Source organism: Arthrobacter sp. 2YAF22_2, from assembly GCF_052114645.1.
In the GTDB taxonomy this organism is placed as follows: Bacteria; Actinomycetota; Actinomycetes; order Actinomycetales; family Micrococcaceae; genus Arthrobacter.
Map to the genome: position 1 here is coordinate 1 of NZ_JBFRFD010000073.1, position 9,718 is coordinate 9,718.

At 69.3% G+C, this 9,718-nt stretch carries 9 protein-coding genes and 1 pseudogene; 4 read left to right on the forward strand and 6 right to left on the reverse strand.

The features are described from left to right. Positions 1–148 precede the first annotated feature (148 nt). A complete protein-coding gene (locus AB4Y86_RS04905; RefSeq protein ID WP_441400607.1) occupies positions 149–1,180 on the forward strand; it encodes an RNase H family protein in 1,032 nt (343 codons plus the stop codon). 86 nt (positions 1,181–1,266) lie between these two features. Here AB4Y86_RS04905 and AB4Y86_RS04910 read toward each other — a convergent pair whose 3' ends face one another. From AB4Y86_RS04910 to AB4Y86_RS04935, 6 genes are all read right to left on the reverse strand, one after another. Continuing rightward, positions 1,267–1,554, reverse strand: a complete 288-nt coding sequence (locus AB4Y86_RS04910) for a WXG100 family type VII secretion target (protein WP_441400609.1) — start codon at positions 1,552–1,554, stop codon at positions 1,267–1,269. 169 nt (positions 1,555–1,723) lie between these two features. After that, positions 1,724–3,226 carry a sensor histidine kinase gene (locus AB4Y86_RS04915; protein WP_441400611.1) on the reverse strand — a complete coding sequence of 501 codons (1,503 nt, stop codon included), beginning with the start codon at positions 3,224–3,226 and terminating at the stop codon, positions 1,724–1,726. Between the two features lie 2 nt (positions 3,227–3,228). Then, on the reverse strand, positions 3,229–3,939 hold the full coding sequence (locus tag AB4Y86_RS04920; protein ID WP_441400613.1) for a response regulator transcription factor: 711 nt from the start codon (positions 3,937–3,939) through the stop codon (positions 3,229–3,231). Positions 3,940–4,006: 67 nt separating this feature from the next. Continuing rightward, a complete protein-coding gene (locus AB4Y86_RS04925) occupies positions 4,007–5,653 on the reverse strand; it encodes a DNA repair helicase XPB (RefSeq protein ID WP_441400614.1) in 1,647 nt (548 codons plus the stop codon). After that, entirely contained in the window at positions 5,650–8,148 is a 2,499-nt protein-coding gene (locus tag AB4Y86_RS04930; protein ID WP_441400615.1) for a helicase-associated domain-containing protein, read from the reverse strand. Before AB4Y86_RS04930 ends, AB4Y86_RS04925 begins: the two co-directional genes overlap by 4 nt. 10 nt (positions 8,149–8,158) lie before the next feature. After that, positions 8,159–8,392 (reverse strand): hypothetical protein, encoded by a 234-nt coding sequence (locus AB4Y86_RS04935; RefSeq protein WP_441400617.1) that lies wholly within the window; start codon positions 8,390–8,392, stop codon positions 8,159–8,161. 177 nt (positions 8,393–8,569) lie between these two features. On the opposite strand from AB4Y86_RS04935, the gene AB4Y86_RS04940 reads away from it, so the two are divergent. From AB4Y86_RS04940 to AB4Y86_RS04950, 3 genes and pseudogenes are all read left to right on the forward strand, one after another. Further along, positions 8,570–8,953, forward strand: coding sequence for a cold-shock protein (locus AB4Y86_RS04940; protein WP_441400619.1), 384 nt, complete (start codon positions 8,570–8,572; stop codon positions 8,951–8,953). Positions 8,954–8,961: 8 nt separating this feature from the next. After that, on the forward strand, positions 8,962–9,507 hold the full coding sequence (locus tag AB4Y86_RS04945) for a DUF3027 domain-containing protein (protein ID WP_441400621.1): 546 nt from the start codon (positions 8,962–8,964) through the stop codon (positions 9,505–9,507). A 51-nt stretch (positions 9,508–9,558) separates the two neighbouring features. After that, positions 9,559–9,718 (forward strand): annotated as a pseudogene (locus tag AB4Y86_RS04950) (MFS transporter); the annotation flags it as partial.

The following is a 9,718-nucleotide window of genomic DNA, read 5'->3' on the forward strand; positions in this document are numbered from 1 at the left end:
GGCTCCGGTGGTGCGGGAGCGTTGGGTGGGTTGGCTCCGGTGGTGCGGGAGCGTTGGGTGGGTTGGCTCCGGTGGTGCGGGAGCGTTGGGTGGGTTGGCTCCGGTGGTGAGGGAGCGTTGGGTGGTTGAGGTCTGGCAGGATGGTGCAGTGACGATTACTGCAGCGGCCGACGGTTCGGCTTTAGGAAACCCCGGTCCGGCCGGCTGGGCTTGGTACGTGAATGACGATTGCTGGCGTGCCGGCGGATGGCCGCACGGCACCAACAACCAGGGCGAGCTGATGGCTGTCCTGGACCTCTTCCGGGCCACGGCCCACCTCCCGGACGAGGCCCTGCACATTCTGTGCGACAGCCAGTACGTCATCAATTCGGTGACGAAGTGGATGCCCGGCTGGAAGCGGAAGGGCTGGCGGAAGTCCGACGGCAAGCCCGTGCTCAATGTCGACCTGCTGAAGGAAATCGACCAGGCACTTCGCGGGCGTACGTACACTTTCGAATGGGTCCGCGGCCACGCAGGCCACGACCTCAACGAGGCAGCGGACGAGCGCGCACGGGCTGCCGCGGGTGCCTACCAGCAGGGCGTGGCCCCGCGGCAAGGCCCCGGCTTTGTCCGCGCCGGCGACGCGGCCGTCCCTGCTCGGCAGTCCCTCCCGGCCGCGCCCGCGGCGCAGGCTGCCCCAACGGCAGGGATCCGGCCGGTCCAGTCCAGTCCACAGGGCGCCCGTGCCGGAATCCGGGAAATGGTGGGCGAACCCACCCTGTTTGGCGAATCCGGACTCTTTAGCGAACCGGACCTCTTCAGTGAGCCAGCGGAAGACTCCCTTGCCTCAGGCCTGGAGCAGAGCGCAGAGGCAATCGTTGAGGCTCTGGAGCGGGAGCTGCTGCGCCCGGAGACCCGCGCCGACGTGGGCCGCACCGGTGTGTTGCTGCACCCGGACTTCACCGAAATCGGCAGCTCGGGCCGCCTTTGGACCCGTGACGAGATGATGATGGCACTGGAGGACGACCCGGGTGCCCCCGTGGAGCTGGAACTGCTGGCCGCGGAACGAATCAGTGAAGGTAGCGTACTCCTGACGTACCGCAGCCATGACCGCTCCGGGATGGTGCTGCGAAGCTCCCTCTGGGTCCTGGACGGCGTCCAGTGGCGGCTGCGCTTCCACCAAGGCACCCCCGAGGCATAGCGGCCGCACGCGCCCGGGCCGGCCTGCACCAGCGGGCGCCGGGCCGCTCCGGGGCCGCCAGGGGAGTGCCGGTCCAGCCCCGGCAGCTAGCCGAATCGCTGGGCATTGTTCAACTCCGCCTGGGCGTAGTTGGCGGCCGCCGAGTTCAGGGCGAGGTTGATCGAAGCCAGTGAGGCCTCGACCTTGCCTTGGGTCAGCGCCCATTCGGCAAGCAGGGCCTGGAAGTTGGTGGCGGCCGTCCCGCGCCAGCTGCCCTGCAGTTCGTCCAGGCCGCGCTTCATGGCCTGGACGTCGGCGCTGATTCTTTCGACGGTGGCCTGGACATTGGCGGACTTGAGCTGGAGTTGTTCGGTGTCGACGGAAATGATGCTCACGTGGTGGCCTTTCGAGCGTGCCGGCAGGCAGCCGGGCGTCCCGACTTGGTCTCAGGGGGAGCAGGACTCCCGGCTGCCTGGGGTGGAAGCGCCCGGAGTTCCCGGACTCTTCGAGCCTAGGCAGCGGACCGCCCCGGTCCCAGCGGGCAAGTTCCCTATGTGGAAAACGTTAGCTGCGCACCGTGCCGGGCGAGGCGTCTTCGTCCGCGTCAGAGGCCTCGGCCGCTGATTCCGGCGGTTCCGCTTCGGCCAGGTGCGGGAGGCWGATCACCAGGGTGGCGCCGCCGCCGTCGGTCGGCTGGACGCGGACCGAGCCCGAGTGCGAGCCGACGATGGCGGCCACGATGGCCAGTCCCAGGCCGCTGCCGCCGGTCTCCCTGGTCCGGGAGGTGTCCGCCCGGTAGAAACGCTCAAAGATCCGGTCGGCCTCGTCCTCGGGGACACCTGGCCCGTGGTCGCGGACCTCGACCACGGAGCGGAGTGCCCCGGCAGGATCGGTCCGCAGCCCCACGGCGAGTTCGATCGGGCTGCCGTCCGGCGTGTAGCGCAGGGCGTTGCCGACGAGGTTGCCGATGACTTGGCGCAGCTTCGACTCGTCTCCCATCACCGGGGCCGGGGCGCCGGCATCGCCGTCGAGCCCGCGGAGCGAGATCACCCGGCTGCGGTCGCTGGCCTGGGTGTCCACCACCGCGTCGTGGGCCAGCAGCAGCAGGTCCACGGGTTTGCGCTGCAGCGGGCGCTGTTCGTCGATCCGGGCCAGCAGCAGCAGGTCCTCCACCATCGCGCCCATCCGCTTGGCTTCGCTCTCGATCCGTCCCATCGCGGTGGCCACATCCTCGGGAGTGGCCAGGGCGCCGTGCCGGTAGAGCTCGGAGTAGCCGCGGATGGTGACCAGCGGGGTGCGCAGCTCGTGCGAGGCGTCGGCGGCGAAGCGGCGCATCTTCGCCTCGGAGGCCGTCCTCGCGGCGAAGGCGGACTCGATGTGCGCCAGCATGGCGTTCAGGGACCTGCTGAGCCGGCCGACCTCGGTGTCGGGATTCTCGACCTCCACACGCCGGGACAGGTCGCCCGCGGCGATGGCGGCCGCGGTTTTTTCCACCCGCGCGAGCGGGCGGAAGGACCGGGTAACGGTCCAGGTTGCGATGAAGAAGGCGAGTACGAGGGTCAGCAGCCCGACGCCCACCACCACCAGTGTGGCGTGCTCCATCACCGAATCCACCGGGTAGAGCGGCAGCCCGATCACCACAACGGCGGCGCGCTGGCTTCCGTCGAGCACGTTGACCGCCACCACCCGCCAGTTGCGGCCGTCGGTGCCGCCCACCTCGAACGGAGCCTCGTTGCGGCTGCGCGCCTCGTCGGGGGTGATGCTGCTGATGGCCGGGCGTGAGCTCTTGCTCCCGCCGAAGATAAGAGTGGGCTGGCCGGGGATGAAAAGCACCAGCGAATAGTCGGTGGGGACGTTCGGGTTCTGGTCCTGCAGCTGGCTGAAGGACTGCTGCTGGCGCGCCGTCCCGACGGCGGCCTTGAGCTTGTCATCGACCTGGCCCTGCAGGTAGCTSTKGACCAGGGCGAGTGTGCCCGCGCCCGTGGCCGTGAGGGCCACGAGCATCAGGCTCATCATGATCGCGACCAGCTGCGACCGCAGCGACGCCCTCCTCCAGCGTTCCAGCAAGGTCAGCGCTTCTCAGCCGTCCGCAGCACGTAGCCGACGCCCCTCTTGGTCTGGATCAGGGCCGGCGCCTCGGGGTCGATGTCGACCTTGCGGCGCAGGTAGGAGATGTAGGACTCCACGATCGAGGCGTCGCCGTTGAAGTCGTACTCCCAGACGTGGTCCAGGATCTGGGCCTTGGACAGCACCCGGTTCGGGTTGAGCATGAGATAGCGCAGCAGCTTGAACTCGGTGGGGGACAACTCGATCACCGTGCCGCCGCGGCGCACCTCGTGGGCGTCGTCGTCGAGCTCCAGGTTGTCGACGCGGATGACGGCGTCGTCGTCCAGCAGCGGCTGGGTGCGGCGCAGCACGGCGCGGATGCGGGCCACCACCTCGTCGAGGCTGAACGGCTTCGTGACGTAGTCGTCGCCGCCGACGGTGAGCCCGGTGACCTTGTCCTCGGTGTCGTCCTTCGCGGTCAGGAACAGTACCGGGAAGTGCTTGCCCGCGGCGCGCAGGCGGCGGGTGACGGTGAAGCCGTCCATGTCCGGCAGCATCACGTCCAGGACGGCGAGGTCCGGGGCGTGCAGCTCGGCGGCGGCGAGGGCGTCGCGCCCGGTGCCGGCAGAGACGACCTCGAAACCGGCGAAACGCAGCGAGGTAGACAGCAGCTCGCGGATGTTGGGTTCATCATCGACAACGAGCAGCTTGGCTTCTGGACCGTTCTTTTTCATGGTTCCCATAATGCTCCCAGACTCTGTGAGTTTTCTGGGAGGCAGATGTGTGTTGGGTGGAGATCCGCTAACCGCTGGCGCCGACGTCTTTGGCGTCCATGATCCGGTAGGCATACCCCTGCTCGGCCAGGAAACGCTGGCGTTTCGCGGCGAAATCCTGGTCCAGGGTGTCCCGCGCCACCAGCGAATAAAAGCGCGCCGCCCGGCCGTCCTGCTTGGGCCGCAGCAGCCGTCCCAGCCGCTGCGCCTCTTCCTGCCGGGAGCCGAACGAGCCGGAGACCTGGATGGCCACCGAGGCCTCGGGCAGGTCGATGGAGAAGTTGGCGACCTTGGACACCACGAGGGTGTGGACCTCGCCGGCGCGGAACGCGTCGAAGAGCCGCTGCCGCTCCTTGACCGTTGTGTCGCCCTTGATCACGGGCGCCTGCAGCCGCGCGCCGATCTCGTCCAGCTGGTCTATGTACTGCCCGATCACGAGCAGCTGCTCGCCGGCGTGTTCGGCCACGAGCCGCTCCACAATCGCCGTCTTGGTCTCCGAGGTCGCACAGAGTCGGTACTTGTCCGCGTCCTCGGCCATCGCGTAGGCCACCCGTTCGTCGCGGGGCAGGTCCACCCGGACCTCCACGCAGTCCGCCGGAGCGATGTAGCCTTGCGCCTCGATGTCCTTCCACGGGGCGTCGTAGCGTTTGGGTCCGATCAGGCTGAAGACCTCGCCCTCGCGGCCGTCCTCGCGGACCAGGGTGGCGGTCAGGCCGAGGCGGCGGCGTGCCTGCAGATCGGCGGTCATCCGAAAGATGGGCGCCGGCAGCAGATGGACCTCGTCGTAGATGATCAGGCCCCAGTCGTTGCCGTCCACCAACTCCAGGTGCGGGTACAGGCCGCCACGCTTCGTGGTGAGCACCTGGTACGTGGCGATCGTGACGGGACGGACTTCCTTGACGGAGCCGGAGTATTCGCCGATCTCCTCCGCGGTCAGCGAGGTCCGCTTTAGCAGCTCGTCCTTCCACTGCCGCGCGGACACCGTGTTGGTCACCAGGATCAGCGTGGTGGTGGAGCTCGTGGCCATCGCGGCGGCGCCCACCAGGGTCTTGCCGGCACCGCAGGGGAGGACGACGACGCCGCTGCCGCCGGCCCAGAAGTTCTCCGTCGCCAGCTGCTGGTAGGGCCGGAGCTTCCAGCCGGACTCGTTGAGCATGATGGGGTGCGGCGTGCCGTCGACGTAGCCGGCGAAGTCCTCCGCGGGCCAGCCGATCTTCAGCAGCAGCTGCTTGAGCTGGCCGCGCTGCGAGGAATGAACCACCACGGTCTCCGCGTCGATCCGGGGTCCCAGCAGCGGGGCGATCTTCTTGGCCCGGCTGACCTCCTCCAGCACAGGGTAGTCCGAGGTGCGCATGACCAGGCCGTGCTGCGGATCCTTCTCGAGGCGCAGCCGGCCGTAGCGGGACATGGTCTCCTCGACGTCGATCAGCAGCGAATGCGGCACCGGAAACCGGGAGTACTTGAGCAAGGTATCGAGTACCTGTTCGGCGTCCAGCCCGGCCGCCCGAGCATTCCACAGTCCCAGCGGCGTCAGTCGGTAGCTGTGGACATGCTCCGGAGCGCGCTCCAGCTCGGCGAACGCAGCGATCGCGTGCCGCGCCTCGGTGGCCTGGGCATGGTCCACTTCAAGCAAAATGGTTTTGTCACTCTGGACGATCAGCGGTCCGTCATTCACTGCAGCAGTTCCTCTGTGGCTTCAACATCGATGATCCGGTGGATCGACAGGACCCGTTCGGTTTCCTTGGCCGGATCGAACACCCGGACCCGGCCGCCGGTTACAGCCACCGGAACAACGGTTTCGCGGCTGGCATTCCCCAGGCTGTCGACCACGTTCATCACCACCCTCTGTTTGAGCCGGATGGCCTTCTGCAGGGTCTCCAGCCCCAGCTGCGTCGCGGCCTCGCCGCCGGCCGCTCCCGCGGCACCCCGGCCCTCCGGCGAGCCGGTGCCGGCAGGCGGGCGGCCGTCCCGCAGCACCGCGAGTTGGGCGTCGACGTCGGCGTCCGCGGGGGCGGTGCGCGGGGCGGTGTAGACCGGGCGGGCGGCGCCGGCGGCCGGGATGCTCCGGCGCAGCCGCACGACGGCGGAGCCGGAGTCCTCCAACGCCGGGGAAAGACCGAGGCTGCGCAGCAGCTGGGCGGCCTCCCGCGGCGCGGCGGGCGAGACCAGGACGGTGGGGGCGATTTGGGCCAGGCCCAGGCCGGCGGCCGCGGAGGTATTGAGCAGCTCCAGCAGAGCCGTCTCGTCCTCGCTCTGGATGAAGCTCGCCGCCGGGCCGACCCGGAGCCGGGCGTGGCGGGCGGCCGTGTCCTCGATCAGGTATTCCAGCGGTTGGGGCACTGCCGTGGCCGAGTGTTCGCGCAGGAAGTCCAGCAGCCCCCGGGCGTCCTGTCCGGCGTCGAGGGCCCGCCGGACGGAGGCGACCGAGAACCGGTAGATCGTGGCCGGCCCCTGACCCTCGGCGTCCGCCATGGTCAGGAGTTTTTCGCTGAGTTCGGGATCCAGGTAACCGGGGGCGACGGCCGTCAGGTCCGCCTGCAGCAACACGTGGTTCAGCGCCGCAGGCAGGTGCTCGCCCAGGATTTCGAGGGCTTCGTCCGGGTGGTCTGAAGCCACCGCCGCCCCGATCTGGGTCAGGGCGCCGGAGCCGATCAGGCCCAGGATCTCGGCTTCGGCGAGGACGCCGCGGATGAGAGAGCTGAATCGCCGCGCCATCCGCGGTTGCGCCCAGTCGGCGCGTTCCAGCACGGCGTCGGCGTCGAGCACCGGGGCGTCCCCGTCAGCCGCCGAGGCTTCGCGCGTGAGTTCGTCCAGGATTTCCAGGATCCGCCGCCGGACCACCGGGGCGTCCGGCCGTTGCGCTTCCGCCGAGAGCGCGTTGATGGCGGTGCCGGCCGGTCCCCGGTGCGCCTGCGCGGCGGCGACGCCACTKACCGGCTGCCCGACCAGCGACGGGACCCGTTCGCTGGCGAGCCAGGCGTTGACCAGCCACAGCCACTGCTCCTGCCGGGGGAGCGCCAGCCATTCCAGCTGCGGGGCCTGGATCCAGGCCGAGCTGTCCACATCCAGGCGGAGCAGCCCGCCGAGGGCGCAGAGCTCCGCCAGTATTCCGGCCTCGTGCAGCCCGATCCGCAGGGTGTCGGCGAGGCGCTTCATCTCCCGGATGCCCACTCCGCCGCTGCGCAGAGTGACGAGYGGCTGTTCCCGGACGGCATGGAGCAGTTCGCCGGTCAGCCTCAGGGTCTCAGCGATGGCGCCGAGCGCTGCGTTGCGCCGCAGCGCAGCGCTGGTCATTCCCAGCTGCGGCACCGGGGGGCTGAGGGCGAAGTGCTCGATCACGAACCCGCCCCGGAGGGACACGCCCACGCTGTGCGGAAGTTCCACGTGGGCGGCGTCCAGCGGCACCAGCAGCCCGCGGGCCAGCAGCCAGTCGACCGGCCCGACGTCGGGCCCCTCGTGCAAYACGGACGCCCGCCGCTGCGCCTGGGGGACGGCGCCCATGGCCCAGCTCCCGAAGCGGGCGAGCAGCGCCGCCGTGCGGTCCGGGGCAGTGGCCAGCAGCGCATGCAGGGCCGCCGGCGAGGCGGTCCAGTGCTGCAGTGACAGCGCCGCCTCCATCGGGGTGGCGGCGGGGGAGATGTCGGCGCCGGTACGGTGCAGTTCGTCGACGAGTTGCACCACGCGCTGCGCGAAAGCCGGCTGGAGCCGGACGAGTTCGGTGTAACTCCGTCCCAGCCCGGCCGGGTAGATGCCGATGACGTCCTTGAGGCTGCCGACCGGAAGGTAGTAGCGCTGCCGCCCCGCCGCCGCGGTTACGCCGTGCGGGGGCTCGGCCCGGTGCACGAGGGCGAGCTCCTGCAGGGAGTGGAGCAGCCGCTCCAGGGCCGTGACGGTGGAGCCGTTGATCAGCCGCTTGAGCGTAGCGCCGGATGCGCTGTGTCCGGTGTCCGTATTCGTGCGCAGGTGCAGGGTTTCCAGGACCTGCATTTCGGGACGGTTGAGCCGTTCCAACGCACGCTGCACGCTGACCCGGCCGCTGGCCCGGGCGGCGAGCGCGGAGAAATCCGGAACCGGCGGAGAGATCAGATCCGGCCGCGCGGCGAACAGGGCCCGCAACGAGTCGTCGCTGCGGGCCTGCAGTTCCTTGCTGAGCGCGCGGATCAGGGACATCAGTCCAACGTTACCTTTCGCCGTGCCCTGGCGTCCGGCGCCGGGCCGCAACGGCGTCGAACACGAGGGCCAGCATGAGCAGGAACGCCACGGGCAGCCCGTAGAGCGCGGTGGAGGTGATCCAGACGGGGGCCACGGTGTTGTTGAAAGCCATGGCCATGACGGCGCCGACGGCGGCGAGTGAGAGCGCGGCAACTGCGGCCGCAAGAACCAAGAGGGGCCGCCGGAGGTGCTGTGGTGTCATGGAGGCAACGCTAACAGCCCCGCTCTGACCGCGCCTCAAACCGCCAAAGTGGCCAAGGCAGGATAACCTTGGAGGAACAGACCAACACGGTCCGGGCGGTCACACCCTGAACCCGCATATCCATGCGGATGCGCTGACCGTCGGCCGCGTCCCAGCAGATCGAAGAAGGTTGATTACGTGCCCACCGGCAAGGTCAAGTGGTATGACAAGGACAAAGGCTTCGGATTCCTCGCAGGCGAAGATGGCCAGGAGGTCTTCCTGCCCAAGTCGGCGCTGCCCGAAGGCGTAGTTGAGCTAAAGGCCGGAACCCGGGTGGAGTTCGGCGTCGCCGACGGCCGTAAGGGCGCCCAGGCCCTGGGCCTGCGGGTACTGGACAGGGCCCCTTCCATTGCCAAGGCCAAGCGGCCCAGCGCCAAGGACCTCGCGCCGTTGGTGCAGGACCTCGTGAGCGTGCTGGACAACCTCTCCGGAACGCTGTCCGCCGGGAAGTACCCGGAAGGCAACAAGGCCAAGGCCATCGCCGCCGCGCTTCGCAAGGTCGCCGACGAGTTGGACGCGTAAGGCCCACGATGACACCGGAACCTGAGCAGAACGCCGCCGCGGCGGCTGGTGCGGCCCCCGTCGCCGCCGGCGCCAAAGCAGGATCCAAGCCACGCTACGGCGTCCCCGTCTGGCGCACCGGCAAGCCCGACGCCTTCTTGGCCGCCTCCGTCGACGTCGCCCGCGCCGCCGTGGAGGGCATCGCCCCGGCGGAACAGGTCGGCCGGCATCTAGGCGTCAAGAGTGAAGGTGACCGCCTGGTCACCCACCTTTTCGACTCACTGCTTCCCGGTTACGGCGGGTGGCAGTGGTACGCGGTGCTGACTCGCAATTCACGCTCCAAGACCGTCACGGTGGACGAGCTTGGCCTGCTGCCCTCCGAGGACTCAATCCTGGCCCCGGAGTGGGTTCCGTGGGCCGAACGGGTGCGGCCCGAGGATGCGGAGCAGGACGACGCCGCCGACGCCCCGGCCGAGGACGTCGCGGCGGGAACATCCGCGGAGGATGTCCCCTCTGCGGAGATTCCCGCCGAGGATATCCCGGCCGAGGATTTCCCGGCGGAACGGGCTGATTGATACGACRCCGAACCGGCTGACAGCTACACCGACACCGGGGGAGGTCCGGCCATGAGGTCCACCTTCCAATCGCTGGGTGTCCTGAATTATCGGATCTGGTTCATCGGCGCCCTGGTCTCCAATATTGGAACCTGGATGCAGCGCACCGCGCAGGACTGGCTGGTCTTCGCCCACCTGACGGCGCAGGATGCCGGCGCCATGGGCGTCACCA

What these genes read in the sequence shown, in the direction of transcription:
- AB4Y86_RS04935 (WP_441400617.1), bottom strand. Translation starts at nt 8,392, where the DNA reads ATGACACCACAGCACCTCCGGCGGCCCCTCTTGGTTCTTGCGGCCGCA.
- AB4Y86_RS04945 (WP_441400621.1), top strand. Translation starts at nt 8,962, where the DNA reads ATGACACCGGAACCTGAGCAGAACGCCGCCGCGGCGGCTGGTGCGGCC.
- AB4Y86_RS04920 (WP_441400613.1), bottom strand. Translation starts at nt 3,939, where the DNA reads ATGAAAAAGAACGGTCCAGAAGCCAAGCTGCTCGTTGTCGATGATGAA.